Raw genomic sequence first — 26000 nt, 5'->3', positions numbered from 1 at the left:
ATGACTGCGCTGGCTGTGGCTGCCATCTCCGCGCGCATGCTGGCGGAGTCGGCGCGTGACGACGACATCGACGTGGTGGCGCTCGACCTGTTCGGCGATGCCGACACGCGGCGCGCGAGCGAGGAGTGGATCCGCATCGGCGATGCGTCGAGCATGCGCATCGACGACGCGCTGCTGCTGTCGGCGCTGGCCGCGCTCGCCCGGCAGGAGCGCGCAACGGCCTGGATCGCAGGCCCCGGCTTCGAGGGCCGGCCTGACCTGCTGGAGCGTGGCGCGGCGCTGCTGCCGCTGATCGGGACGCAGGCCGAAGCCGTGCGGCGCGTGCGGGATCCGCAATCCTTCTTCGGATTCCTGGATGCACAGGGAATTGCACACCCCGCGATTCGCGTGGATGCGCCGGAGGACGCGACCGGCTGGCTGGTCAAGGACGCGCTGGCGTGCGGCGGCTGGCACATCCGTCGACTTGCGGCAGCGGGCACTGGCGGCGAGCTGACGGACCATCACTACTTCCAGCGCGAGGTCCAGGGCCGGCCCATGTCGGCGACCTTCATCGCCAACGGAAGCGACGCCGATGTGCTCGGCTTCAATCACCTGATCGTGCGGCCCATGGCCGGCTGCCCCTTCGTGTTCTGCGGCGCGGTCGGCCCCGTGCCGCTGCCTGCCGACGTGGGCGCCGGGATCACTGGCGCCGTGCGCGCCCTGGCCGAGGCCTTCTCCCTGCGCGGCCTGGGCAGCCTGGACTTCATGCTCGATGGCGATGTCGCCCACGTGCTCGAAGTCAACCCGCGACCGTCCCTGAGCATGGGGCTCTACCGGCGCTTGCGCCGCCTGTCGGCAGCCCCGGGCATGATGTCGGCGCATGTCCGCGCGTGCGTCCAGGGCGAGCTGCCGCAATGGCCGTCGCATGTCGGGAACATCCCCGTGCAAGGCACCGAGATCATCTATGCCAGGCATCCGGTCTCGCTGGACGAGTCCGCGGCGAAGCGCCTGGCCGGACATGCCGATTGCCATGACCTGCCCAACGCCCCCATGCAGTTCCAGGCCGGTGAACCGGTGTGCAGCGTCAGCGCCAGCGGTTCCAATGCCGACGAGGTGTACGCCATGCTGCGGCGCCGCCGCGAGGCCGTGCACCTCTCCCTGGAGACTTCCCAATGACCGACCACCCGGCGCCGCCCGCGTCGAAGCCCAGTGTCAACACGCTCGCCCGTCCGCTCGTGGAGCGCCTGCGCGCGCAGGCCGAGTTGCTCGACGTTCAGGTGCGTCGCGACGAATCCGGCGTCTGCATCGTCGACGCGGGCATCGCGGTGCGCGGCAGCGTGGCGGCGGGCCTGTTGATCGGAGAGATCTGCATGGGCGGGCTCGGCCAGGCGCACCTGGCCACGGGCGGGCTGGAAGGCTGGCCGACCTGGATCGAGGTGCGAAGCGCGCAGCCGGTGCTGGCCTGCATGGGCAGCCAGTACGCGGGCTGGAGCCTGGCGGCGAGCAAGGAGGAGACGGGCGGCAAGAAGTTCTTCGCGCTCGGTTCCGGCCCGGCGCGCGCGCTTGCGGCCAAGGAGACGCTGTTCGAGGAGATCGGCTACCGGGACGGCGCGGACACAGGCGTGCTGGTCATGGAAGTCGACCGTGCGCCGCCCCGCGTGATCATCGACAAGCTGCTGCGCGACTGCCGCCTGAGTGCGGATGCGTTGACGCTGATCCTCACGCCGACCAGCAGCCTAGCCGGCACCACGCAGGTGGTGGCGCGGGTGCTGGAGACGGCGCTGCACAAGGCGCACCAGCTGGGCTTCGCGGCCGGCGACATCGTGGGCGGCTCGGGCGCCGCGCCGTTGCCCGCGCCCAGCCCCGACGGCGTGGAAGCCATGGGCCGGACCAACGACGCGATCCTGTATGGCGGGCGCGTGCACCTCACCGTGCGCGGCGACGACGGGGCGGCGCGCGCGCTCGCCCGGAACCTGCCCTCGCGCAACTCCGCCGATCACGGCCGTTCCTTCGCCGACATCTTCAAGGCCGCCGACTACGACTTCTACAAGATCGACGGCGCGCTGTTCGCGCCGGCCGAGGTCTGGGTCAGCAACCTCGACAGCGGCAACACCTGGCATGCAGGCGGGCTGGACATGCAACTGTTGCTCGGCTTGTGGGGCAAGGAAGCCTGATGGGCCTGGCGGTCGCCATCATGACCGACGAGATCGGCTGGCACACCCGCCAGCTGCAGGCGGCGCTGCGTGCGCGAGGCTGCGTCGGACGGTGCATCGACCTGGCGGACTGCAGGATCGACACGACGGCTGCCTGGCACGGGCTGGTCATCCCCGGCTTCGGGCGGGAACTGCCCGACGCGGTGCTGGTGCGCGGCATCGCGGGCGGCAGCTTCGAACAGGTCACCAAGCGGCTCGGCGTGCTGCATGCGCTGCGTGAACTCGGCGTGCCCGTCTACAACGACGCGCGGGCCATCGAACGCAGCGTCGACAAGTCGATGACCAGCCTGCTGCTGCATGCCGCGCGCATCCCCACGCCGCCGACCTGGGCCACCGAATCGCTGGCGCAGGCGCAGCGCATCGCGATCCGCGAGGGCGCGGCCGGCCATGCACTGGTGCTCAAGCCGCTGTTCGGTTCGCAGGGCAAGGGGCTGCGCCTGGTGGGCGAAGTGGCGGGGGTTCACCATGCCTTGCCCGATATCGGCGCGGCCTATGGCGGGCTGGCCTACCTGCAGCGCTTCCTGCCGGCACAGACGAGCCCGGGCTTCGACTGGCGGGTGCTGGTGATCGGCGGGCGCGCCGTCACCGCGATGCGGCGGGTCAGCGCGCACTGGATCCACAACGTCGCGCAAGGCGCACGCTGCGAGCCGGCGGACTTGACGGCCGAACTCGCGCAGCTGGCCGAAGGCGCCGCACAGGCCCTGGGCATGGACTACGCCGGTGTCGACCTGATGCCGTCGCCGCCGCGCACGGGTGCGAAGGCCAGGGGCGGCATCCAGGTGATCGAAGTCAATGGCGTCGCCGCCTGGCAGGGTTTGCAGCGCGTGACCGGCTTCAACATCGCCGCCGCGCTGGTCGACGACCTGCTGGGGCGCAGGCTCGCGCCCGCAGACGGTGTCGTTCGCTCGCAAGTGCCGCGTCGGGCATGAATGGCATCGCTGCCCTCGCGCGCGAAACGCAGCATGCCAGGGACTGCTTCCTGAGGGCCTGCGAACTCGACGTGGCCGTGCGCAAGCCGGGCAATGTGAGCTTCGCATCGCCGGGCCACCGCATGACGGCCGAACTCTTCATTGCCAGCGCGCAGGCCGCGGCCAGGCCGCTGTTCAAGCCCGGTGCCACGGTGGGCGAGCGGATCGAGGGCGCGGTCGAGGCCACCTGGGCAGTGGCCGGCTGCAACACCAACCTGGGCATCCTGCTGCTGTGCGCGCCAATCGCCCGCGCGGTCGAACTGGCGCCCGATGCCATCGGGTCCGCCGCCCGCCTGCAGGCCGCCGTCGAGGAGGTGCTGCAGGCGCTCGACCTGTGCGATGCGCAAGCCGCCTATCGCGCCATTGCGCGCGCCCATCCCGGCGGCCTGGGTTCGGCGCCAGAGCAGGATGTGCGGCAGCCGCCGAGCATCGGCCTGCGCGAGGCGATGGCGCTGGCGGCCGACCGGGACACCATCGCGCGCCTGTACCGGGACGGCTATGGCGCGCTCCTTGACCTGGCAACGGACTCGCTTGGCGCAGCGTTCTCGCTCTTGCCGATGGCGCAGGGGGATGCGGCCGGCGCCCGCACGACCGCTGCGGTGCAGCGCCTCTACCTCGCGCTGCTCGGCGGCATTCCGGATTCACACATTGTTCGGATTCATGGCGAGGCCGTGGCACACAGTGTCATGGCTGCGGCGCAGGGCTGGCAGGCCAGCGCGGGCGGCGCAGCCAGCCTGGATGCCGATCCCGATTTCGCGGCTTGGGACGATGCGCTCAAGGCCCGCCGCATCAACCCCGGCACCACGGCCGACCTGACGGTGGCGGCGCTCCTCCTGGCCGGGCTGGTACGACCCTGAAGCGAGGCCCGCGACGCCGCGCCGCGGAAGCGCGCGACCGCGGTGACGCCCTCGCGGCGCGGGTGGCACGGAAAGTGATATCCGATGTCTCGCACGGGCCAATGGGGCCGGTGTATTTCTGGCCAAAACGCATCCTGGAGACAAACAGCCATGGCAAAAATCGATCGCATGATGGTGGGTGAATCGCTCGTCGGCGAGGGCAACGAAGTGGCCCACATCGACCTGATCATCGGACCGCGCGGCAGCCCCGCGGAAACCGCGTTCGCAAACGCGCTGACCAACCAGAAAGACGGCTTCACCACGCTGCTGGCAGTAGTCGCACCCAACCTGCTGGCCAAGCCTGCCACCGTGATGTTCAACAAGGTCACGATCAAGGGCGCCAAGCAGGCCGTCCAGATGTTCGGCCCGGCGCAGCGCGCGGTGGCCATGGCCGTGGCCGACTGCGTCGAAGACGGCACCATCCCCGCGGACGAGGCCGACAACCTGTTCGTCTGCGTCGGCGTGTTCATCCACTGGCAGGCCGACGACGACAAGAAGATCCAGCAGTTCAACTACGAAGCCACCAAGGAATCGATCAAGCGCGCGGTCGCCGGCTCGCCGACGGCAGCGGAAGTGGTTGCCAAGAAGGGCACCGTGAGCCATCCTTTCGCGGCGAACTAGTCCTCCGTCACAGCTCGCTCCGGCCCGGGACTTCGGCGCCATTCGACACCGAGGTCTCCCATCCAGAGCAGCCACCGCGAAACCACAGAGATCAGCGACGTTGCCGGGCCCGCGCCCGGCGATGGTTCGCTGGGCGAGCATTCGAAGCCGCGTTCGCGCTTCGCCTGGTGCATCACCGGCTCCGGGCATTTCCTGGACGAGTCGATGGCCCTGGCCGCGCGCCTGCCCAATGTCGACCTGTTCCTCTCCGCAGCCGGTGAGGAAGTGCTGGAGATCTACAAGCTGCACGTCGACGAACTGAAGCCGCGCTTCCGCGTCTTCCGCGACAAGACCGCCAGCGGCGTGCCGGTCGGCATGCTGTACGACGACGTCTATCACACGGTCGTCGTCGCGCCGGCCACCAGCAATACGGTCGCCAAGTGCGCCTTCGGCATCAGCGACACGCTGCCGAGCAACATGTTCGCGCAGGCCGGCAAGCTCGGCATCCCGGGCATCGTGTTCGCATGCGATACCGAGCCGGTGGTCGTCACCAAGTCGCCGCACAAATGGGTCACGCTGCGACCGAGGCGCATCGAACTGGACAACGTGGACAGATTGCGGCAGATCGACTTCTGCCAGGTCGTCGCCTCGCCCGCAGAACTGGAGGCGGCGCTCGACGCCCGGCTGCAGGAACTCGCGCTCGCATGGAACACATCCTCTTCCTGACCGGGCACCTCGCGCGGCCGAGCCTGGAGCGGGTGCTGGCGCAGATTGCGCTTGCGCCCTTCACCTGGGAAGCACGCGACCTGGGCTTGCAGGTTGCGGGGCTCATGACTGCAGACATGGTCCGCCGCCGGGTGCCGCTGCCTATTGCTGGCATCGATCGCATCGTCGTGCCGGGTCGCTGCCGCGGCGACATGGACGCGCTGTCGCAGCACTTCGGCGTCCCGGTGCAGCGCGGCCCCGAGGAACTGAAGGACCTGCCGCTGTTCTTCAACCGCGTCGCCCATCCGATCGCGCTGGACGAATTCGAGGTCGCGATCTTTGCCGAGATCGTCGATGCGCCGCGAGTTGGCGTGGCCGACATCCTTGCGCGCGCGGCCAGCCTGCGCGCCGATGGCGCCGATGTCATCGACCTGGGTTGCCTGCCGGAGACGCGCTTCGGCCACCTCGCAGAAAGCATCCAGGCCTTGAAGGCGGAGGGCTTTCGGGTGAGCGTCGATTCGGTCGATGCGGACGAGTTGCTGCGCGGCGGTCGTGCCGGCGCCGACTACCTGCTGAGCCTGAACCTGGACACGCTCTGGGTGGCCGACGAGGTGGCCTCCGTGCCCGTGCTGATCCCTCGCACACCGGCCGATGAAGCTTCGTTGCATGAAGCCATCGAACGCATGCAGCGGCAGGGCCGTGAGTTCCTGGCCGACCCGATCCTGGAGCCGATCCCCTTCGGCTTTGCGACCTCCATCGTGCGCTACCACCGGCTGCGCGAGCGTTTTCCCGAGGCGCCGATCATGATGGGCGTGGGCAACCTGACCGAGCTGACAGAGGCGGACACGAGCGGCATCAACGCATTGCTGTTCGGCATCTGCGCAGAACTCGACGTGGCCGCCGTGCTCACCACGCAGGTCAGCAACCATGCCCGGCGCGCCGTGAAGGAAGCCGATTGGGCGCGGCGCATCATGCATGCCGCGCGCCGCCACCAGACCCTGCCCAAGGGCATGAGCGATGCGCTGATGACCGTGCATGCCAAGCGCCCGTTCCTGGACACGCCCGAAGAGATCGAAGCGACTGCCGCGCAGGTGCGCGACCCCAATTTCCGCGTGCAGGTGTCCGCCCGCGGCCTGCATGTCTACAACCGCGACGGCCTGCGGACGGGGCAGGGCGCCTTCGAGTTGTGGCCGCGGCTCGGGCTCGAGGACGATGCGGCCCATGCCTTCTACATGGGGGTGGAGCTGGCGCATGCCGAGATCGCGCATAAGCTCGGCAAGCGTTATGTGCAGGACCAGCCGCTGGACTGGGGCTGCGCCGTCGAACACGCCCCCGAGGATGCGAGTGCCTGGTGCGCCCCGGGCACGACCCTGGCGACGCGACGCAAGACCACCGAGGCGCCCATGAATCCACAGACCGCAACGGAAGGCTCGGAGCCTTCCTCCGACAGGTCGCATGGAGATTGCAAGAAATGAACGACGTGATCTTCGAAACCGTGGTGACGACGCTCGCGCCTGACGGCCGCAAGCACGTTGCGCCGATGGGTGTGCGCTACCGCGGCGAGCATGTCGTGCTGATGCCGTTCCGACCCTCGACCACCTTCGACAACATCATCGCGACGCGCTGCGCGGTGCTCAACATCGTGACCGATACGCGCGTCTTCGCTGGCTGCGTGACAGGCCGCCGCGATTGGTCGACCCGGCCGGCCGAGCGGATCGCAGGGGTGCGCCTCGACTGCGCCCTGAGCCATGTGGAACTGCAACTGTACGATATGCGCGACGATGCACAACGCCCTGTGCTGAACATGGCACGCGTCCACGAGGCTGTGCATGCCAGCTTCATCGGCTTCAACCGTGCGCAGGCCGCCGTGCTCGAAGGCGCGGTGCTCATCAGCCGGCTGCACATGCTGCCGCCGCAGAAGATCGATAGCGAGATGGCCTACCTGCAGATTGCCATCGACAAGGCCGCGGGCCCGAAGGAGCACGAGGCTTGGGGCTGGCTCGTCGAGGCGGTGCGTCTGCACCGCGAGAAAGCTGCTGCCACCACCGCCGCTGCTGCCGCCGAAATCACCGGGAGACCGTCGTCATGAAAATGCTCGTCAGTGTTCGAAGCGTCGAGGAAGCCTTGCTGGCCGCGGACGGCGGCGCCGACTTCATCGACCTGAAGGAGCCCGGCGCGGGTGCGCTGGGCGGCCTGCCGGTGAACACCATCCGCGAGATCGTCGTCGCGCTGCGACGCCATCGCAGCGGCTTGCTCGTGAGCGCCACCATCGGTGATGTGCCGATGCACGAGGCGCAACGCATCGCGGCGCGCGTCGATGCTGTGGGTGGCTGCGGCGTTGACTACGTGAAGGTCGGCATCGAGCGCGACTCGCATGCGCCGGCGGTGCTGGATGCGCTGGCGGCGAGCGGCTGGCCCATCGTTCCGGTGTTCATTGCAGACCGCGGGTTGGACATGGCGCACGTGGCCCACGCCTGCGCGCTGCGCTTCCCCGGCGTGATGGCCGACACCTTCGACAAGCGGGCCGGGAGCTTGTTCGATGTGCTGCCGATGCAGGTGCTGCGGGAGTTCGTCGACGCGGTGCGCGGGGAGGGAGCGATGGTCGGGCTGGCAGGTGCGTTGCGCGCCACGCACGCGCCCTTGCTGCAAGAACTGGCGCCCGACTTCGCTGGTTTCAGGACGGCAGTCTGCGTGGGGGACCGGAGCACCGCACTCGACCCGCAACGGTTGCGGGCGCTGGGCGTGTTGATGCGCGGGCGTGCCGCGGAAGCTGTTGTGGATTCGTGAGGCTCGATGCGGCGCGTGGCGGTGCAGCCGAGATTTTTTAGGTTTGCCTCTAAAGAACGCACGAGGGAGTTCATTCCATGATCACGCGCAATGAACGACTTGCCGCATCCCTCGACGAACCGTTCGTTGTGTTCATGATCGGCATGCGCATAAACAGCCTCGTCATGGTTCACAAGTGGTTGCCGGTCGCGACGGCGATGCCGCGCATGATCAAGGAACTCTACGAGAAACCCGAATCGGGATTTCTCCACGCCGAATCCTGGTTTGGTCGTACCACGATCATGGTTCAATACTGGCGCACCCTTGACCAGTTGCTGGCCTATGCACGAAACAAGGAAGCTGTGCACCTGCCCGCGTGGCGCGCGTTCAACAAGGCCGTCGGAACCAACGGCTCCGTAGGCATCTGGCATGAAACCTATGTCGCGTCGCCTGGGACCTACGAGAACATCTATGTCAACATGCCTCCGTTCGGCTTGGGTAAGGTGGGCTCGGTTTACCCCGCAATGGCCGGCAAGCAAACGGCAGCCTCTCGCATGGGTGTGCGCGGCGGCAGTGCGCTGTAACCCTTTCTTCAAGCTGACCTGCCGACTGCGGTCCGCTCAAGTCAAACGTTAGCAGGCATGTCATGGCGATTGCTCAGAAGATCCAGATGCTGGCGCGGTATAACGCCTGGGGAAAATCAGAGGCTGTTCGCTTTCCTCGACACGCTGCCGAGCGACGTACCAACTCGAACGCTTCCAACGGGATTTCGCAGCATCATTGGAACGCGTGAATCACGCCAACATCGTTGATCAGATCTGGAAAGCTCATCTCGAAGGCGTTCCACATGGATTCACATCGCGGACGAGCGATTCGGTGCCAGCGCTTAGCAGTCTTTGCGAGTCTCAGTTGGCGATAGATCAATGGTCAACCACAAGACTTATCACCGCGGGTATGTTGCGGACCTGCTGTATCAGGTTGGATTGAAGCTGCCTGTGATGGACCTTCCAGTCTATTTGCGCGATGGAGTGCAGAGATAGGCTCAGTCAGTCGCGGCCACCCCCGCAGCCGTGCGAGGGTGGTCGGTCCGTCAGCTCGTGGCCGGCTGCTTGGCGGGTCGACGCGCCCGCGGACGTGCCGCCTTCTTCGCCGCCACGACACGGCCTTCGGGCGCCTTGCGCGGCGCCCTCGGGCGCTTGGGCGCTGCTTCTGCGGCTGGCGCTTCTTGTGCCTGTTCTTTGACTGCGGGCTTCGCAATGTCTCTGACCAGATCGTCGAACGCTTCCGAGGTGTAGCGCGCCAGCTTTTCAATGTCCGGAACAGCCTCCGGCATCGCGAGAAAGCCGATCTGCAGGCGTTCGCCCAGGGACACGGCGGTGACGTTCAGCAACTGCCCTGCAGGCACCACCGAAATCGGCAGCACCATCTCGACCGGTGCTCCCATGAGGTAGCGCTTCTCCGGGAAGCCAAAGGGGTTCGACACCATCAGGTTGCTGACCGACAAGCCACGTTTCAGGCCTGCTTTTTCGACCAGCGCCGGCAGGCCGTGCACGAGCGTCGTGTAGAGCATCACCGTGTCGTTCGTCGACTTGTTGATGACGCTCTTGATGGTTTCGGTCTCCGCATGGATCGCGTCGAGCCGCTCCCGGGCGCTCAGCTCAGGCGCGCCCAGCGGGAACTGCAGGACCGCGATCTGATTGCCCCCATCCGCATTGGCGAGGGCAATGGGCATCGCCGTCACCAGTGCCTTGCCAGGCTTTTGACCCTGATCGCGCAGGTAGCGCGCGAGGGCAATATCCAGGCACACGAGCAAGAGGTCATTCAGTGTTGCGCCGTGGGCCTTGCCGAATGCCTTCATGTCGCGAATGGGCAGCGTCGTAAACGCGAACGAGCGTTTGGACGAAGCCCGACCACGGAGCGCTCGGGGAATGCCCGTGAAAGGCAAGGACATTCCCTTCGCGCCCAGTCCGAGCGCCTTCAGCCATTGCTGTCCGAGCATGCCGTACACCCCGACGGCCGACGATGCCGTGCCTTTCACCCCGCCCAGCAGCTTGGTCAAGCGCTGGCCGACGGAGGCTCGAACACCGTCTTCCCTGGCTCGCGTCGGTAGGGCCTCCCACATCGCACGCACCGACCGATCCGTGTCCGACAGCGCCAGCCAGTTCGAGATCGCCTGCACAAAGCCGCGGCCATCGATGATGCCGTGGTGGGTCTTGCCGTACAGCGCGACCTTGCCCCCTTCGAGGCCATCGATCACGTACAGGTCCCACAGCAGCCGCGAGCGGTCAAGGCGCATCTCGTGCAACTCGCATACCTTTGCGGACAGCTGGTCGAAATTGCCCGGCGCCGCAAGCGTGATGCGGTGCACGTGCGATGCGATGTCGGGATCCGCGTCGATCTCAAGCGACGGCATGCCAAGCATCGGCACGCGAAGCTTGTAGTTGAACGGGACGCCAGGCGGTCGCTTGAGCATCCCGGCCACCAGGCGATCGGCAAAGGTTGCGCGTCCGCGCGCTGGCGGATCGAGCAGGATCAACGGACCGATGTTGAAGGGACGTTCGGGCGTTTCGAGCACGAACATCGCAAGGTCGATGATGGACAGGGCGGGCACGGCTTGTCTCCTATGCACTTTTGTGGTTGTTGCCGGCGCGACCTTCAGGCTACGCCGCGCAACTCGCGCCGGAGGATCTTGCCGACCGTCGACTTGGGCAGCGCCTCGATGATGCGAACCACCTTGGGCACCTTGTAGCCCGTCAGCGCGGTGCGGCAATGCGCGATCACATCTGCTTCCGTGAGGGTCGCGCCGGGGCTCGCCACCACGAAGAGCTGGATCGCTTCGCCCGTCTTCGCGTCAGGCGCGCCGATGCATGCGCACTCGGCCACGCCGGGGCATGAGGTGGCGACGGCCTCGATCTCGTTCGGGTACACGTTGAAGCCCGACACGATGATCATGTCCTTGATGCGGTCCACGATCTTCAGGTTGCCGCGCTCGTCGAACACGCCGACGTCGCCGGTGCGGAAGTAGCCGTCCTCCGTGAAGGCCGCGGCGTTGACTTCAGGCTTTTCCCAGTACCCGCTCATGACCTGCGGACCCTTGGCGCAGATCTCGCCGGATTCGCCCAGCGCCGCTTCGTTGCCGTCGGCGTTGATCAGCTTGATGTGCGTCGAGGGGAAGGGCAGGCCCGTGGTGCCGGAGAACTCCTTGATGAAAGGCACGTTCAGCGACAGCACCGGGCTGGTCTCCGACAGGCCATAGCCTTCCAGGATCAGCTTGCCCGTGACTTCCTGCCAGCGCTTGGAAGTGGCCGGGATCACGGCGGAGCCGCCGCCCACCGACAGGCGCAGGTGCGACCAGTCGACTTCCTTGAGCTTGGGATGTGCAGCCAGGCCCGCATACAGCGTGTTCACGCCGGCGAAGACCGAAATCTTCGAATCCTTGAAGGTCTGGATCAGGCCGTCGATGTCGCGCGGGTTGGCCACCAGCCAGTTCTCCGCACCGAGCGAGAAGTAGGTGATCAGGTTCACCATCAGCGCGAAGATGTGATACAGCGGCAGCGCCGTGACGATGACGTCTTCACCGGGGCGCAGCGTCTCCTGCATGAAGGCCTTGTACTGCTCGGTGTTGGCGACCAGGTTGCGGTGCGAGAGGCATGCGCCCTTCGACAGGCCCGTGGTGCCGCCGGTGTACTGCAGGAACAGCAGGTCGTCGCCGGTGAGTGTGGGTGCGACGTAGTCGGTCGGCTTGCCTTCGCTCAGGATGGTGCCCAGCGCGACAGTACCGGTGAGGCGCGCATCGATGGCAGGCGCCGGCAGCGCGCTGTTCGGCAGGCCGTCGCCAGGGCCGGCGGTGATGATGGTCGTGACCGGCGTGTCCTTGACGATCTCGGCCAGCGTGGCCGTCGAGCCGTTGAAGATGACGACGGTCTTGACGCCCGCATCGTTGAGCTGGTGACCCAGTTCGCGCGGCGTGTAGAGCGGGTTCACGTTCACCTGCACGGCGCCGGCGCGCACGATGCCGAAGAACACGATGGGGAAGGCGGCCAGGTTGGGCATCATGACCGCGATGCGGTCACCCTTCTTCACGCCAAGTTCCCGCTGCAGGTAGCTCGCGAACTGAGCCGACAAGCGGTCCACATCGGCAAAGCTCAGTCGCTGGCCGAAGGAAACGAAGGCCGTTTTGTCGGCGTACTGCTTCATCGCCTGCTCGAGCATCTGGACGACCGAGCTGTAGGCGTCGGGGTTGATGTCGTGGGGAACCTTGCCGTAGGAAGCGAGCCAGTGTCGTTGTGCCATTTTTGTTGTCTCCGAATAGTCTTGAGTCTTGAAGCGCGTGAATCAGGGCGTCACGATGTTGAAGAACTTGTCGAAGGTCTCGACGTTCGCGAACACGTTGGCCAGCACTTGCGGGTTGCCTTCGACGGTGACCATCTTGGCTTCCACCAGTTCAGGCAGCTTCTTGCCCTGCAGCAGCATGGCGAGGAATGCAGGGCGGGTCAGCGTGAGCTTGACGTCCGGATTCTTCAGCACGCGACCCTTGGTGTTGTTCAGCACCGAGTTCGACAGTTCGAGCGCCCAGTTTTCCTTCAGGTCGGTGAACTCCATCTGGATGTTGGCCTTCATGCCGTCTGTCTTCTCATGGTTCAGGCGCAGTGCGACGAAGTCGAACAGCAGCTCGTTGTCCATGCCACGAACGACGTCAGGGCTTTGGGTGTTCGTCGGCGGCTTGATGACGCCTTCGCGCAGTTCGCGCGCACCCACAAGGTAGGCATTGCGCCAGGTACCGCCTTCGGACTGGTAGCCCAGTTGCTCGAGCGTGTCGGCGCCGAGTGCCTTGGCCGCGGCATTGTTCGGATTGGCAAAGATGACGCGGTTCGTGACTTCGGCGGCCCAGCGATAGTCCCCGTCGTTGAAGGCCTTCTGCGCGACCTTCAAGGCAGCCTTCTCGCCACCCATGGCGGCGACATAGCGCTTGGACAGGTCGACCGGCGGCAGGCGGTTCAGCGTCGATGGGTTGCCGTCGTAGAAGCCGAGGTAGGACTGGACCACGCCGCGCAGGTTGTGGCTGAGGGTGCCGTAGTAGCCATGCGTGCTCGAATCCGCCGCCAGGCCCTTGGGGAAGAACTTGGCATCGCCGACCTCATCCAACGTCTCGCCCTTGTTGGCGAGGTTGATGGCGTAGTCGTGCATGAAGCGATAGGTGTCGCGCTGGTCGATGATGAACTTGCGGATGTTGTCCTTGCCGAAGGTCGGCCAGTGGTGGCTGGCGAAGACGACTTCCGCGTCAGGATACAGGTCGAGCGCCGAGTTGATGTACTTGCTCCACGCCAGCGAGTCGCGGATCTTGGCGCCGCGGATGGTGTAGAGGTTGTGCATCGTCTTGGTGATCACTTCAGACGCGCACAGAGCCTTCTTGTCGGGGAAATAGAACATCATTTCCGACGGTGCCTCGGAGTTCTGCGCCATCTGGAAGACGATGCGAACGCCGTCCACGGTCATTTCCTGGCCGGTCTTGGTGATGGTGTCGGTCGGCGGGATCAGGCCCGTCGTGCCGTAGCTCAGCGCCTTGCCCAGGCCGCCGCCCACGGCCTGGCGTTCGTTGGCGTCGAGGCCGACGCCGAATTGGTAGGTGGCGCGGCGCGTCATCGCGTTCCCGGCCAGCACGTTCTCGGCAATGGAGTTGTCCATGAAGCCATCGGGTGCGATGACCTTGACCTTGCCGGCCCTGATGTCGTCCTCGCTGACCACGCCGCGCACGCCGCCGAAGTGGTCCGCATGGCTGTGGGTGTAGATCACGGCCACGACCGGCTTCTTGCTGCCCAGCTTTTCCATGGCGAACTGCAAGGTCGCCTTGGACATTTCGGCGGTGAAGATCGGGTCGATGATGATCCAGCCGGTGTTGCCCTCGACCAGCGTCATGTTGGCGAGGTCAAGGCCACGGATCTGGTAGATGCCGTCGGTGACCTTGAACAGGCCGCTCGCGTTGTTGAGCTTTTCCTGGCGCCACAGGCTCGGGTTGACGGTGGCGGGTGCATCGCCCTTCATGAAGGCGAAGCGGTTGACGTCCCAGACGGTCTGGCCCTTGCCGTCCTTGACGAGCGGGTCGGGCAGGTTCGCGATGAAGCCGCGATTGGCTTCTTCGTTGTCGGTCTTGTCGTCCATGGTCATGCTTTGGGCAATGGCCTGGTTGGCGCGGATCGTGGCTTGCGTGGCGGGCTTTTGCGCTTGCGCGAATGCCTGTCCCGCGAAGGCCACTGCAACGAGTGCGGCGACCAGTGTGGGCTTGAAGTTCTTCATGACTATCGTCTCCTTGATTGAAATAGTTGGTAGTCAGCGGTTGATAAAAAACAAATGTCAGGCGCGTGCATCGGCGCGAATCATGTCCGCGCCCTTCTCGCCGATCATCATGGTCGGGGCGTTGGTGTTGCCGGCGCAGACGACCGGCATGATCGACGCGTCGACCACGCGCAGGCCTTCGACGCCGCGCACGCGAAGGCGCGCATCGACGACCGCCATCGGGTCGCTGTCAGGGCCCATCTTGCAGGTGCAGGCCGGGTGATACTGGGTGTCGGCGCGACTGCGGATGTCTTGTGCGATGCCCTTGACGTCGTTGCGGTCGACCGCATAGTTCATCTTGCCGCGGTACGGGTTGAACGGGCTGGCTTCGAGAATGGCCATCTGCTTCTGCACGCCCTTGACCATCACGTCGAGGTCATGCTCGTCATCGAGGAAGTTCGGATTGATGAGCGGTGCCGCGTGCACGTCGCGGCTCGCCAGCTTTACTGTGCCGCGGCTGCGCGGGTTCAGCAGCTCGATGTGGCAGGAATACCCGTGGCCCATGTGCATCTTGCGGCCGTGGTCGTCCACCACCGCCACGACGAAAACCATTTGCAGGTCGGGCCGATCGAGCTCGGGCGAGGACTTCAGGAACGCGCCGGCCTCGGCGTAGTTGGAGGTGATGACGCCTTGCCGGTTGAACCGCCAGTCGGCCATCGCGCCGGTCAGGCGGACCGAGCCGCCGAGCGACAGTCCGAAGGTGTCCTTGCTGCTGCTGGTCTTGTAGCTCTGGATATGGTCGATGTGGTCTTGCAGGTTCTGCCCGACGCCAGGGAGGTCGTGCAGCACCGGGATGCCCAGGCGCTGCAGGTCGGCGCCAGGGCCGATGCCCGACAGCATGAGCAGTTGCGGCGAGCCGAATGCACCTGAGGCGAGGATGACCTCGCGGCGCGCGCGCACTTCCTTCTCGGCGCCGTCGACTGTGTAGGCGACGCCGCGTGCGCGCTTGCCTTCGAAGACGATGCGCGAAGTCGTCGCGTTGCAGCGGATCGCGAGATTGGGCCGCGACAGGTGCGGCGTGATGTAGGCCTTGGCCGCGCTGCAGCGCTCGCCGTTGACCTGCGTGACCTGGTACATGAAGGACCCGAACTGGTCCTCCCCGTTGTAGTCGGGGTTGTGGGGCACGCCGTTCATCGCGCAGGCCGCCAGGAATGCCTTGTTGATCGCGCTGGGAGCACGCAGCTCCGCCACGTTCAGGGGACCACCGGTGCCGTGATAGGCACTGTTGCGGTGGGTCTCGTTGTTCTCGGAACGCTTGAAGTACGGCAGCACCTCGTCGTAAGACCAGCCGGCGTTGCCGAGCGCAGCCCAGTTGTCGTAGTCCCAGCGGTTGCCGCGCACGTACAGCATCGCATTGGTCGAACTGGAGCCGCCCAATACCTTGCCTCGCGGCTGGTAGCCCTGGCGACCGTTGAGTCCCTTCTGGGGGACGGTCTTGAAAGCCCAGTTCTTGTACTTGGTCGGCATCATGGCGATCAGCCCGGCCGGCGCATGGATGAAGACACTGTTGTCGGCCGTGCCAGCTTCGAGCACGCAAACCGAGACGTTGGGGTCTTCCGTCAGGCGCGATGCGACAGCGCATCCGCCAGAGCCGCCTCCCACGACGACATAGTCGAACTCTTCGATGCTCATGATGGCCTCCTCGTGGCGCGCGGTGCGAAGCTTGCGCCAACCGATGTGGTATCCCGGTGTCTCATTGAGTGTCCTCCCTGTATGAATAGTTATTCGCGGCGGTCACCGGCCGTACTCTCAACGTGCGCGCCTGGGTGCTGTCCACTCGTTTCCCGACAGACATCACGGTCGAAGCGTTCCTGTCGCCGCCGCAGAACGTCGGCATCATAAGGGCTTCGACTGCCCGCAGGCGTTGAACTTTTGCACGCGAGATTTCGATTCGAAACAGGGCGCGCACCGATCGGTTCGGGCGCGACAGCCTGGAAGCGATGCAGCCCTTTGCCCATGCTGTGGCGCGTTCTGTTTTCTGCGTCATATGCGACATGGAAGCTGCTAAATGCCCGGTGCCGTTGGATTCCGGCTCATCAAGGTCTCAATGTTGCTTTTGGAGATGCGATGCACCTCCAGTGGCGGCGCTGCCGTGGCTCGACGCGCCCAGGCCAGTGTCGGGGTTGCCCAGGAAGAACTTCATCGTCAGGCGCTGTACGAAGGTCCCGTACGGCGGATAGAACAAGTCGACGGGGAAGAACCGATGGCGCTTGAACACCGTCTTCGCATGCGACAACTCGCGGAAGCCTTCTTCGCCGTGGTAGTTGCCCATGCCTGAATTGCCGATGCCACCGAAGGGGGCGTCATGGTTGACCACGTGCCAACCCCAGTCGTTAACCGAGACACCGCCCGAGTGCGTTCGCGTGAGGAGCTTGTCGCGCTCCGCACTGTCGTGGCTGAAGCAGTACAGCGCCAACGGCCGCTCGCGCTCGTTGATGTAGCGGATCGCATCGTCCATCGTGTCGTAGGGCACGACCGGCAGCAGCGGACCAAACAGTTCTTCGGTCATCACCAGCATGTCGGGGCTGAGGTTGGTGACGATCTGCAGCGGCAGTGCGCGACTCTTGCCGACCGGCGCCGGTCCGCAGGATTCGATGTGCGCGCCCTTCGCGCGCGCATCGTCAAGCAGCCGCTGGATGCGCTGGAACTGGCGGTCGTCGACGATCTCGGTGAAGTCCGCGTTGCCTGCGGTCTTGCCCTTGAAGAATCCCTGGAAGGTCTTGCGCACGCCGCCGATGAATTCGTCCACGCGCTCGCGCGGCACGAGCGCGTAGTCGGGCGAGACGCAAATCTGTCCGGCATTGGTCGCCTTGCCATGCGTGATGCGCTTGGCGGCATCGGCGACAGGGTAGTTGCGACTCACGAGCGCGGGCGATTTGCCGCCCAACTCCAGTGTGACCGGCGTCAGGTTGGCAGCGGCGGTGCGCATCACGATCTTGCCGACCCCGGGCGATCCGGTGAAGACGATGTGGTTGAAGGGTTGCGACGTGAAGACGTTGGGGTCGAGCAACTCTTCACCGACCATTGCCACCACGTCCTCGGTGAACACTTCGGCCAACAACTTCTTGAGCACTGCATTGGTGGCCGGCGTGGCCTCGGGCATCTTGATCATGACCCGGTTGCCGGCGGCGATCGCGGCGATTGCCGGGCCGATCGACAGGTAGATCGGGAAGTTCCATGGCGTGATCACGCCGACGACACCCTTGGGTTGGTACATCACCTTGACGCTGTTGCTCAGGAAGAGCAATTCCGTCGAGCGGCGGCTGGGTTTCATCCAGCGCTTGAGGTGCGAGATGGCATGGTTCACTTCCATCATCGAGCCCAGGAGGTCCAGCATCTTTGACTCGGCGTGCGCGCGGTGTCCGAAGTCGCGGCTCATGGCTTCTGCCAGCACGTCCTGGTAGCGCGTGAGCTGCTTCTTGATCGCCTTCAGGCGCGTCAACCGTTCTCCGAGGCTCGGCGAGGGCTCCGCCAGGAAGGCGGCTTGCTGCATGGCGAACAGGCGCGCGACGCGTTCGTTCGCGGCCACTGGTGTGGCCAATGGGCTGCTTTGCATGAATGTCTCCGGGATGGTGAGGACGCCCGGGCGGACGCCACTTTGAGCACGAATTCTCGAAGCTCGTGGGGTAGACGCCTAGGTTCAACACCGACAGTTTTGGGTGAAAATCCGCCAACTTGTCGCGGAGGGATGGAGTGCTGCAGAAAGAGACTATTCGCCAAAAGCTGTCGGCGGTGCCGACGGTGGCGCGCTATGGCAGCGAGATGGAAACGCCGTTGCACAGCATGCTGGGCTTGCGGGCGCTGGTGGAAACGATGGCGGAACTGGGGGTGCCTGCACGGACATTGCTCGCAGGGACCGGCATCTCGCCCAACCTGCTGGGCGACAGCCAGGCGCGCATCTCGGTGCGCCAGAAGATCAAGTTGTTCAGCAATGTCCAGCGGTTCACGCCGGACCCGGCCATCGGGCTGATGGCTGGCCAGCGCCAGCGCATTTCAGACTTGGGAGTGTTCGGCTATGCAATCCTCAGCAGCGCAACCTTCGGCAAGGCGATCGACTTTGGCATTCGGCACGTTCGCCTCGCGGGGCCGGTGATCGAGAAGAGTTTCCGGGTCGAGGGGGATGTGGCCATATTCGAGGGGCACGACACCATCGACCTTGATGACCTGCTGCCCATCGCCAGCGAGTTCTGGTTCGGCTCGATGCAGAGCCTGATCTCCCACACCCTGGGTCGGACCTTCGATGCGCACCGCCTGTTGCTGCCGTATCCGGCGCCGGCGCATGCGCACCGGTACTCCGAATTCCTTGGCTACCCCGTCGAGTTCGATGCGCCCGTCATGCAATGGCATTTCGACGCGTCCATGCTCGACCTGCCGCTGCCCGCCGCCAATCCGATCATGGCCGAGGTCTCCACTGGCTTTTGCGCGCGAATGCTCGAAGACATTCGCGGAGAGCACGAGTTGATCAAGCAGATCAAGGAGGCATGCCTGAACAGCGTGGGCGGCATTCCCGGGCTGGAGGACATGGCGAGCCGGCTGAACCAATCGACCCGCACGCTGCAGCGGCGCCTGATGGAAGCAGGCTGCCGATACCAGGACGTCATTGATGACGTGCGGCGGCGCCTGGCGATCGAGTATCTGGAGCGCACGACGATGTCGGTGGAGCAGGTGGCCGAACGCAGCGGCTTTTCCGATGTCTCCAACTTCCGCAAGGCATTCAAGAAGTGGACCGGGCGGACGACGGCGTACTACCGGGCGCGCCGCCATTGATCGACGCCAGGACCCTTTCAGTTCTCGACGAACCGCACGCCCCCCAGCAGCAGCCCCCGAATGCGCTCCAGCTCATCGTGGCGAACGATGTCGATCGGAAACACCGCGCTCTCCGACAGCCCGCCGAAGCTGCGGTCGACGATGCCGGCCTCCGTCAATTGCGCCAGGCTCAGGCGTGGGTCGATGGCGCAGGACTTCACCACCACCAGGCGTTCCGCGTTCAGCCGTTGCGCGAGTTCCAGCGCGATGCTGTCGGAGGTGACGTTCCAGTTGGTCTGGGCGGTGCCGCGTTCGCGTTGCAGTTCGAAGGGTAGCCACAGGGCCGTCTGTCCCTTGTGCAGCACGCGGCGGATGTCGGTCTTGGTCCGCACGAGTTGCAGCGCGGGATTGAGGCCATGCATCAGGTAGGCGGTTTGCGCCATCGCCAGGATGGCCATGTTGTGCGCATTGAGATCGCTGAAGCGCCAGTGCGCCTGGGCCTGCCGGACTGCATCGCCGAAGGCGCCTCCGCCGCAGACCACGATGACGCGCCCGCCACCGCAATCGGCCAGCAGGCTGAGCCATGCAGGGAGGAGGGGGTTGGTGGTGAGGCTGCCGCCGAGCTTGACGATCCACATGCTCAGGGGTCCATGTCGAAGAGCGCGGCCACGGCCACGCTGGGGGCGCAGACCTGGGCCCAGTCCTGCATCACCTGGCGCTCCGTGCCGGCGGGCGCTGCGACGCGGGCGACGTCTCGGCCATAGGCGAGTTGGCGGTGGGTGGCGCGTGGCAGCGGTGCGTCGGCCGTGGCCTGCGCGACGAGATCGCCGACCAGGAATGCGCCGCAGCCGGCGCTGACGATGACCGCGTCGTCGTCCAGGCCGTGCGTCACGATCACGCGGCGCATCTCGTCGGCCAGCAGGGCGATCTGCGCGGCTCGCCACCTGCGCGCGAAGGCCAGCCATTCGTCATCGGTTGCATCGCGCCTGTCGAGGCCGATCATGCGGGCCAATCGTTGGCGGGTTGCGTCCAGGTCCTTGGGCGCGCTGTCGGCGCTGGGGTGCTGGTCGTGCGCCGGGTCGAGTTCGCCGGTGAGGCGGTAGACGTCGGCGGTGGTCGCGAAGAACTCGTTCATCACGTTGTGCGGCGTGCCGCGCCAGTCGATGCGATGGGCCAGCGCGCACAGCGGCGTGCGCACCACGCCGTGGTAGACCAGTTCACCGCTGGCCAGGCGCTGGGCATCGGTGCGGTCGGGCGCGAGCACGCGACCGTGGCGGAAGGCGATCAGGTCGGTGGTCGTGCTGCCGATGTCCACGAGCAAGCCGGTGTGGTAGCGCAACGCGGCATGGCGTGCGGTGGCGAGCCAGTTGGCCGACGCGATGGCGTCCCACAGGGCAGGCACGTCGGCGACGCGGCCCCATCCGGCGTCGCCCGCGAAGAAGTGCAAGGAGCCGGGGCCGCGGGCTGAAGCAGCGGGGGATTCGAGCGAGCGCGCCAGTTCGCCCGCGATCCTGCACACGCCGTCTTCACGATTCGCGAACAGGTCGACCATCTCGCCAGTCATCGTGACCGCATGCCGCGCCGCCGCCATTCCGTGCCAGCGTTGGCGCGCGGCATGCAGGACGGCATCGAGCCGGTCCATGCCCAGCCACAGCGGGCAGGCCCACTGCGCCACGTCGCGCACTTCGCCGCCCTGCAGCATGCAGGCCTTGACGTGAGCCCCGCCGATGTCCCAGCCGATGACGGTGCGCTCAGGCATGGACCACCCTTTGGGCGTCGGCCGGCGCGGTGCCGTGGCCATGCGCGGCGATGACCTCGCGCGCCAGGTTGCGGCCCAGCGAATGCGACAAGCCGGCATAGGCGCAGGTCACCCGCGGGTTGATCTCGATCACTACCGGACCGCGCTGCGCGTGCCACACCACATCGACGCCGACGAAGCCGCGCAGTCCGGATACGGTGCGGCCGATGCGTTCGGCCAGCGCGCGGAGGGTGGCGATGCGGTCGTCGGTCGCAGCCATGACGTTGACATCGACCCCGAGGAACGAGACCACACCCTGGGCATCGATGGTCAGGTGCTGGCGGTTGACGCTCAGCAGTTCCGTGCCGCCGCGGCTGCAGAGAAGCGACAGGCTGAGCGCCTCGCCCTCGACCCAGGGCTCGATCTCCATCGCTGCGCTGGCGGGTGCATGGCGGGACGCGTTCACCGCCGCGGCTCGGGTGTGGTGCAGGCTGGTGGCGACGGCACCGGCGCCGTCGTCCGGCTTGACCACCCAGCGGGTGATATCGGCCGCGCCCTCGAACGCCAGCGGGGTGGCGATGCCGGCATCGGCCAGCCGCAGCAGTGTGCTGCGCTTGCGGGTTGTCAGCGCGATCGCGGGGCCGTCGCATCCCAGCCAGCGCTCGCGGCCGACGCACTCGCAGAACTTCGACAGCAAGCCGTCCGTTTCCGGCGCGACCACCCATGCCAGGTCATGCGCAAGGCTGTGGCGGGCGACGAAATCTAGGGGTGTCTCGCCGTCACGCGCGAAGACCGCATGCGCCGCCGGGGGCACCGTCGAAGCGCGCTTGCATGTGGCGACCGTCACGTCATAATTTTCCAGGCCCAGCAGGTCGAGCACGATGGCATCGCGCATCTGCTGGCCCATGGCCAGCAGTTCGTCGGCGGCGTGCCGCGCTTGCGCGGTGTCGCCGGCCATCTCTCCACCGGCGCTCAGGTGTTCGTAGACGAAGATCCGCTTCATGACCCTGATGCTCCTCCAATCGTTCGTTCGTTCGACATGAACCTCATTCCGGTCATCGACCTCATGCAGGGCCAGGTGGTACGCGCCGTGCGCGGCAACCGCCAAGCCTATCAACCCGTGGTGTCACGGCTGTGCGGCAGCAGCGACCCGGTCACCGTGGCGAGCATCCTCTGCGAGCATTGCGCTACCCGGCAGTTGTACGTGGCCGACCTCGATGCCTTGCTGGGGCGGCCCGCGCAGTGGACGGTGCTGCGCGACTTGCTGCAAGCCTTGCCCTCGCTGGAGCTGTGGCTGGACGCCGGCTTCGCCGATGCGCATGCGGCCGATGCGCTGCGGCTGCAACTCGGCAGCGCGGGAAGCCGCATGGTTCCGGTGTTCGGCAGCGAATCGCTGGCATCGCGCGCGGCGCTTGCGCAGTGCTTCGGCGGTGCGCGATCCGGCGAGGACGGCGTGCTGTCGCTGGACCGGCGCGACGGCCAGCGGCTGGACGCGGCGGGTTGCTGGGATGAGCCAGTGTTGTGGCCGCGTCGCGTGATCGTGATGACGCTGGAGCGCGTGGGCGCCGGGGCCGGGCCTGACCTGCAGACGCTGGTCGAAGTGCAACGAAAGTCGCCATCGACCTTCATCGTGGGCGCTGGCGGGATTCGCGACGAAAGCGACCTGGCGCAAGCGCGCGATGCCGGCGCCGGGGCCTGGCTGGTGGCCAGCGCGTTGCATGACGGGGCGCTGCCCCGCGTGCGCGGCTGACGATACCGGGGATGGCTTCGCCTCATGGCGATGGCTGCATCACGATTCGTGCCAGCGCAAACGACAGTGGGCCCTGACCGCCAGTGACACGCGCGCCGCTAGAACTGCAACATGAGCGCGACACAGTGTCTCGGTTCTGGGGGATCCACTCGCGATGGCAAAGCCACGTCGCCTTGCGAAGGTTCGGCCAGTGCACGCCGCCGACGCTGCGCTTGCCGTGGCACGTCGCTTGCTGCCGGGATGGAAATGAACGAAGCCGTTCCCGCCACCCCAGGGGAGTCGACACGATGGACCTGTCCCATGTGCGTGCTGCTGTGCGACGACCTCGGCGCGCGGGTTGGCGCTTCGCTCGAGCTGGTCGAGGGTGATTGCCCGAGTGCGCGCGAGGGGCTCGCGCGATTCCCGGCCAGCCCTTCGACGGCCAGGCCGCAGGTCGGCGGCAAGGACTGCGAAGTGGCCGATGCCGTCGCAGAGGCATGCCGGATCCTGGCGGGCAGCGGACAGCCGCTCTTCGGCGGGCTGGGCACCGATGTGGCAGGAGCGCGTGCGCTGTATCGGCTGGCTTGCGCGACGGGCGCGATCTGCGATGCAGCCAACGGCGACGCGTTGATGCTGGGTGTGCGCGCGCTGCAGGATCGTGGCGGCTTCTCGACCACGCTGGCCGAGGTGCGCAACCGCGCCGACCTGATCGTCTGCGTGGGCGGTCTTCCGGCTGGCGATGCGGCGGGGTTCTTCGATCGGTGCGGCGTGGGCGAGGCGGTGGTGCCGCAGCGGCATGTGGTGCTGCTGGGCGGCGATGCCGGTGAGGTCGACGCGCTCGCGGCATGGGGCGCGCGCCCGGGGGTCACGACGGAATCGGTGCCGCTGCTGGGCGACTTGTTCGGAACGCTGGCGCTGCTGGCGGCGCGTGTCGCCGGGCGGGCGGCGCGCGAGGCGCCGCCTGCGCTTGAAGCCTTGGCCAAGCGCCTGCTCGCGGCCCGCTACGCGGTGATCGTCGGGCAGACCGATCGACTGCCGACACAGGGAGACCTGGTCATCGAAACGGTCGGTCGCATCGTCGCCAAGCTGAACGCCGGCACGCGGGCGGCCGCGATGTGGCTCGGTGGAGGCAATGGCGCGCGGACCGTCAACGAGGTGTTCACCTGGCTGTCGGGCCTGCCCTTGCGTTCGCGCGCCGGGCCGGGCGGCCTGGAGCATGAGCCCCTGTGCTTCGACACGCAGCGCCTGCTGGACGAAGGCGCGGTGGACAGCCTGCTGTGGGTGTCGAGCTTCGATGCCGGCTGTGTGCCGCCGCCGACCGCGCTGCCGCTGATCGTCCTGGGACACCCCGGGCTGGCGCCTGCAGCCGCACGCCCGGGCGGCGTCTTCATTCCGGTGTCGACGCCCGGCATCGGATCGCCCGGCCACCTCATTCGCACCGACGGCGGGGCGGTGCTGCCGCTCGCGGCGCTCTATCGCGACACGCTGCCGACGCTGGATCACGTGCTGGTCGAACTGACGCAGGCCGTGCGGTCCGAGCGTGCGAGGAGCGCCACGTGAGCAGCTTGCGATTGCGCGGCGCGCGGGTCATCGACCCCACGCAGCAGGTCGATGCGGTGCGCGACCTGTGCGTTCAGGATGGCCGGATCGAGGTGCTCGATGCACGCGATGCGGTCGACCTCGACATCGATGCGAGTGGCTGTGTCGTGATGGCCGGCGGCATCGACATGCACACCCACATCGGCGGCGGCAAGACCAACCTGGCGCGCCTGCTGATGCCGGAGTTCCAGCGTGCCGATGGCGATCCGTTCGCGTTGCCGGCCAACCCGCTGGAACTGGCCTCCTGCGGCGGCTGCACGCCCGGCACGCTGGCTACCGGCTATCGCTATGTGGAGATGGGCTACACGGCGGCTTTCGAGCCCGCGATGATCGCGAGCAACGCACGCCAGGCCCACATGGAGATGGGCGACACGCCGATCCTCGACCACGGCGCCTACGTGATGCTGGGGAACGACGAGCTGTTCCTCCAGTTGCTGGCCGAGGGCGGGGAGGGCGGCCGCAACTTCGAGACCATTCGCGACTACATGGCCTGGACGATCCATGCCACCAAGGCGATGGGTGTGAAGGTGGTCAATCCGGCGGGCATCTCGGCATTCAAGTTCAACCAGCGCAAGCTCGATGTGGACGAGCCGCATGTCCATTGGCAGGTGACGCCGCGCCAGGTGGTGCAGACCTTGACGCGCGCGCTGCGAGAACTCGGCGTGCCGCATCCGCTGCACATCCACGGCAGCAACCTGGGTGTGGCCGGCAACATCGAGTCGACGCTGGAAACCATCCGCGCCCTCGAAGGCCTGCCGGCGCACCTGACGCATGTGCAGTTCCACGCCTATGGCACGGAAGGGCCGAAGAAGTTCTCGTCGGCGGCGTTGCAGCTGGCCGAGGCGGTCAATGCGAATCCGAACGTCAGCATCGACGTGGGGCAGATCATGTTCGGCCAGACCGTCACGGCCTCGGGCGACACGATGCGCCAGCATGCGCAGTCCGGCTTTGCCAATCCGCGCAAGTGGGCGGGCAGCGACATCGAGTGCGAGGCCGGCTGCGGTGTCGTGCCGTTCAGGTACCGCGAGCAAAGCTACGTGAACGCATTGCAATGGGTCATCGGGCTGGAGATCTTTCTGCTGGTGACCGACCCGTGGCGTGTGGTGCTGACCACCGACCATCCGAACGGCGGGCCGTTCACCAGCTATCCGCACCTTATCCGCCTGCTGATGGACCGCAGCTTTCGCGAGGAGCAACTGGCGAAGCTGCATCCGGAGGTGGCGGCCCAGTGCGCGTTGAAATCGATCGCGCGGGAGCTGACGTTGAACGAGATCGCCATCATGACGCGCGCCGCGCCCGCGCGCTTGCTGGGACTGCTCGACCGGGGCCACCTGGGCGTGGGCGCAGCGGCGGACATCGCCGTGTACCGCGAGCAGGCCGATCGCGAGGCGATGTTCGCGACGCCGGAGTACGTCTTCAAGGATGGCGCGATGGTGGCGCGCGGCGGAAGGATCACCGCCGTGCGGGTCGGCGGCACGCACTTCGTCGAGCCCGACTTCGACCTATCCATCGAGAAGACCTTGCGCAGGCATCTCGCCGCGCACGGTTCGGTGAACTTCGATCACATCGCGATGGGCCGCGACGAGCTGTGCCGTTGCTGCAATGGCGGGCGGTTGTTGCCGGCTGCTTGTTTCAAGGGTGTGTCATGAGCGCAGCGCCGGGCCGCCCCAAGCAAGCTCGCGCCCCCTGGGGGGGCAGCGAGGACACGAAGTGCCGAGCGTGGGGGCA

The 26000-nt window shown here is 66.5% G+C and carries 23 protein-coding genes; 15 read left to right on the top strand and 8 right to left on the bottom strand.

Annotated elements, in window-relative coordinates:
• From HCU76_RS05080 to HCU76_RS37155, 11 genes are all read left to right on the top strand, one after another.
• Positions 1–1155: an ATP-grasp domain-containing protein gene (locus tag HCU76_RS05080; protein ID WP_218508612.1), complete on the top strand. Its 1155-nt coding sequence runs from the start codon at positions 1–3 to the stop codon at positions 1153–1155.
• Positions 1152–2153, top strand: a complete 1002-nt coding sequence (mch, locus tag HCU76_RS05075; RefSeq protein ID WP_218508611.1) for a methenyltetrahydromethanopterin cyclohydrolase — start codon at positions 1152–1154, stop codon at positions 2151–2153. The genes HCU76_RS05080 and mch overlap by 4 nt, the downstream gene beginning before the upstream one ends.
• Positions 2153–3121 (top strand): RimK family alpha-L-glutamate ligase, encoded by a 969-nt coding sequence (locus tag HCU76_RS05070; protein ID WP_218508610.1) that lies wholly within the window; start codon positions 2153–2155, stop codon positions 3119–3121. Before mch ends, HCU76_RS05070 begins: the two co-directional genes overlap by 1 nt.
• Positions 3118–4017 (top strand): triphosphoribosyl-dephospho-CoA synthase, encoded by a 900-nt coding sequence (locus HCU76_RS05065; protein WP_218508609.1) that lies wholly within the window; start codon positions 3118–3120, stop codon positions 4015–4017. Before HCU76_RS05070 ends, HCU76_RS05065 begins: the two co-directional genes overlap by 4 nt.
• Before the next feature lie 150 nt (positions 4018–4167).
• Positions 4168–4677: a formaldehyde-activating enzyme gene (gene fae / locus HCU76_RS05060; RefSeq protein ID WP_213954799.1), complete on the top strand. Its 510-nt coding sequence runs from the start codon at positions 4168–4170 to the stop codon at positions 4675–4677.
• 90 nt (positions 4678–4767) lie between these two features.
• A complete protein-coding gene (locus HCU76_RS05055; RefSeq protein WP_371319769.1) occupies positions 4768–5382 on the top strand; it encodes a flavoprotein in 615 nt (204 codons plus the stop codon).
• Positions 5361–6836 (top strand): DUF6513 domain-containing protein, encoded by a 1476-nt coding sequence (locus HCU76_RS05050; RefSeq protein WP_218508608.1) that lies wholly within the window; start codon positions 5361–5363, stop codon positions 6834–6836. Before HCU76_RS05055 ends, HCU76_RS05050 begins: the two co-directional genes overlap by 22 nt.
• Entirely contained in the window at positions 6833–7450 is a 618-nt protein-coding gene (locus HCU76_RS05045; protein ID WP_218508607.1) for a DUF447 domain-containing protein, read from the top strand. The genes HCU76_RS05050 and HCU76_RS05045 overlap by 4 nt, the downstream gene beginning before the upstream one ends.
• Positions 7447–8148: a (5-formylfuran-3-yl)methyl phosphate synthase gene (locus tag HCU76_RS05040; RefSeq protein WP_218508606.1), complete on the top strand. Its 702-nt coding sequence runs from the start codon at positions 7447–7449 to the stop codon at positions 8146–8148. Before HCU76_RS05045 ends, HCU76_RS05040 begins: the two co-directional genes overlap by 4 nt.
• A gap of 77 nt (positions 8149–8225) precedes the next feature.
• The gene (locus tag HCU76_RS05035; RefSeq protein ID WP_218508605.1) at positions 8226–8711 is read left to right on the top strand and encodes a DUF4188 domain-containing protein; all 486 of its coding nucleotides are present in this window, start codon (positions 8226–8228) and stop codon (positions 8709–8711) included.
• A 339-nt stretch (positions 8712–9050) separates the two neighbouring features.
• Entirely contained in the window at positions 9051–9167 is a 117-nt protein-coding gene (locus tag HCU76_RS37155) for a DinB family protein (RefSeq protein WP_256734909.1), read from the top strand.
• 50 nt (positions 9168–9217) lie between these two features.
• On the opposite strand, the gene HCU76_RS05025 is transcribed toward HCU76_RS37155, so the two are convergent.
• The 5 genes from HCU76_RS05025 to HCU76_RS05005 form a co-directional block, all read right to left on the bottom strand.
• Complete coding sequence (locus HCU76_RS05025; RefSeq protein ID WP_218508604.1) at positions 9218–10738, bottom strand: wax ester/triacylglycerol synthase domain-containing protein; 1521 nt, start codon at positions 10736–10738, stop codon at positions 9218–9220.
• Positions 10739–10782: 44 nt separating this feature from the next.
• Positions 10783–12420: an AMP-binding protein gene (locus HCU76_RS05020; RefSeq protein WP_213954805.1), complete on the bottom strand. Its 1638-nt coding sequence runs from the start codon at positions 12418–12420 to the stop codon at positions 10783–10785.
• Between the two features lie 42 nt (positions 12421–12462).
• Positions 12463–14421, bottom strand: a complete 1959-nt coding sequence (locus tag HCU76_RS05015; RefSeq protein ID WP_213954806.1) for an alkyl/aryl-sulfatase — start codon at positions 14419–14421, stop codon at positions 12463–12465.
• A 57-nt stretch (positions 14422–14478) separates the two neighbouring features.
• Entirely contained in the window at positions 14479–16092 is a 1614-nt protein-coding gene (locus HCU76_RS05010) for a GMC family oxidoreductase (RefSeq protein WP_213954807.1), read from the bottom strand.
• A gap of 412 nt (positions 16093–16504) precedes the next feature.
• Positions 16505–18016, bottom strand: a complete 1512-nt coding sequence (locus HCU76_RS05005) for a coniferyl aldehyde dehydrogenase (RefSeq protein ID WP_213954808.1) — start codon at positions 18014–18016, stop codon at positions 16505–16507.
• Positions 18017–18153: 137 nt separating this feature from the next.
• Between HCU76_RS05005 and HCU76_RS05000 the strand changes: the two genes are divergently transcribed.
• Positions 18154–19227, top strand: a complete 1074-nt coding sequence (locus HCU76_RS05000) for an AraC family transcriptional regulator (protein WP_213954809.1) — start codon at positions 18154–18156, stop codon at positions 19225–19227.
• A 17-nt stretch (positions 19228–19244) separates the two neighbouring features.
• Here HCU76_RS05000 and HCU76_RS04995 read toward each other — a convergent pair whose 3' ends face one another.
• From HCU76_RS04995 to HCU76_RS04985, 3 genes are read right to left on the bottom strand one after another with little or no spacing between them, the layout of a single operon-like run.
• Positions 19245–19844 (bottom strand): aspartate kinase, encoded by a 600-nt coding sequence (locus HCU76_RS04995; RefSeq protein ID WP_213954810.1) that lies wholly within the window; start codon positions 19842–19844, stop codon positions 19245–19247.
• 2 nt (positions 19845–19846) lie between these two features.
• Complete coding sequence (locus tag HCU76_RS04990) at positions 19847–20965, bottom strand: hydantoinase/oxoprolinase family protein (RefSeq protein ID WP_213954811.1); 1119 nt, start codon at positions 20963–20965, stop codon at positions 19847–19849.
• Positions 20958–21947: an ATP-grasp domain-containing protein gene (locus tag HCU76_RS04985; protein ID WP_213954812.1), complete on the bottom strand. Its 990-nt coding sequence runs from the start codon at positions 21945–21947 to the stop codon at positions 20958–20960. The genes HCU76_RS04990 and HCU76_RS04985 overlap by 8 nt, the downstream gene beginning before the upstream one ends.
• A 36-nt stretch (positions 21948–21983) precedes the next feature.
• Here HCU76_RS04985 and HCU76_RS04980 point away from each other — a divergent pair, with 36 nt between their 5' ends.
• The 3 genes from HCU76_RS04980 (at position 21984) to HCU76_RS04970 (ending at position 25921) form a co-directional block, all read left to right on the top strand.
• On the top strand, positions 21984–22694 hold the full coding sequence (locus HCU76_RS04980) for a HisA/HisF-related TIM barrel protein (protein WP_213954813.1): 711 nt from the start codon (positions 21984–21986) through the stop codon (positions 22692–22694).
• 300 nt (positions 22695–22994) lie between these two features.
• Entirely contained in the window at positions 22995–24233 is a 1239-nt protein-coding gene (locus tag HCU76_RS04975) for a formylmethanofuran dehydrogenase (RefSeq protein WP_256353995.1), read from the top strand.
• Positions 24230–25921 (top strand): formylmethanofuran dehydrogenase subunit A, encoded by a 1692-nt coding sequence (locus tag HCU76_RS04970; RefSeq protein WP_213954815.1) that lies wholly within the window; start codon positions 24230–24232, stop codon positions 25919–25921. Before HCU76_RS04975 ends, HCU76_RS04970 begins: the two co-directional genes overlap by 4 nt.
• The last annotated feature ends 79 nt before the right edge of the window (positions 25922–26000 follow it).

Origin of the sequence: Variovorax sp. dw_308 (genome assembly GCF_019207085.1) — a bacterium.
Classification (GTDB): domain Bacteria; phylum Pseudomonadota; class Gammaproteobacteria; order Burkholderiales; family Burkholderiaceae_C; genus Variovorax.
Note: the sequence above shows the minus strand (reverse complement) of the source record. Positions and strands in the feature narration are given on the sequence as shown.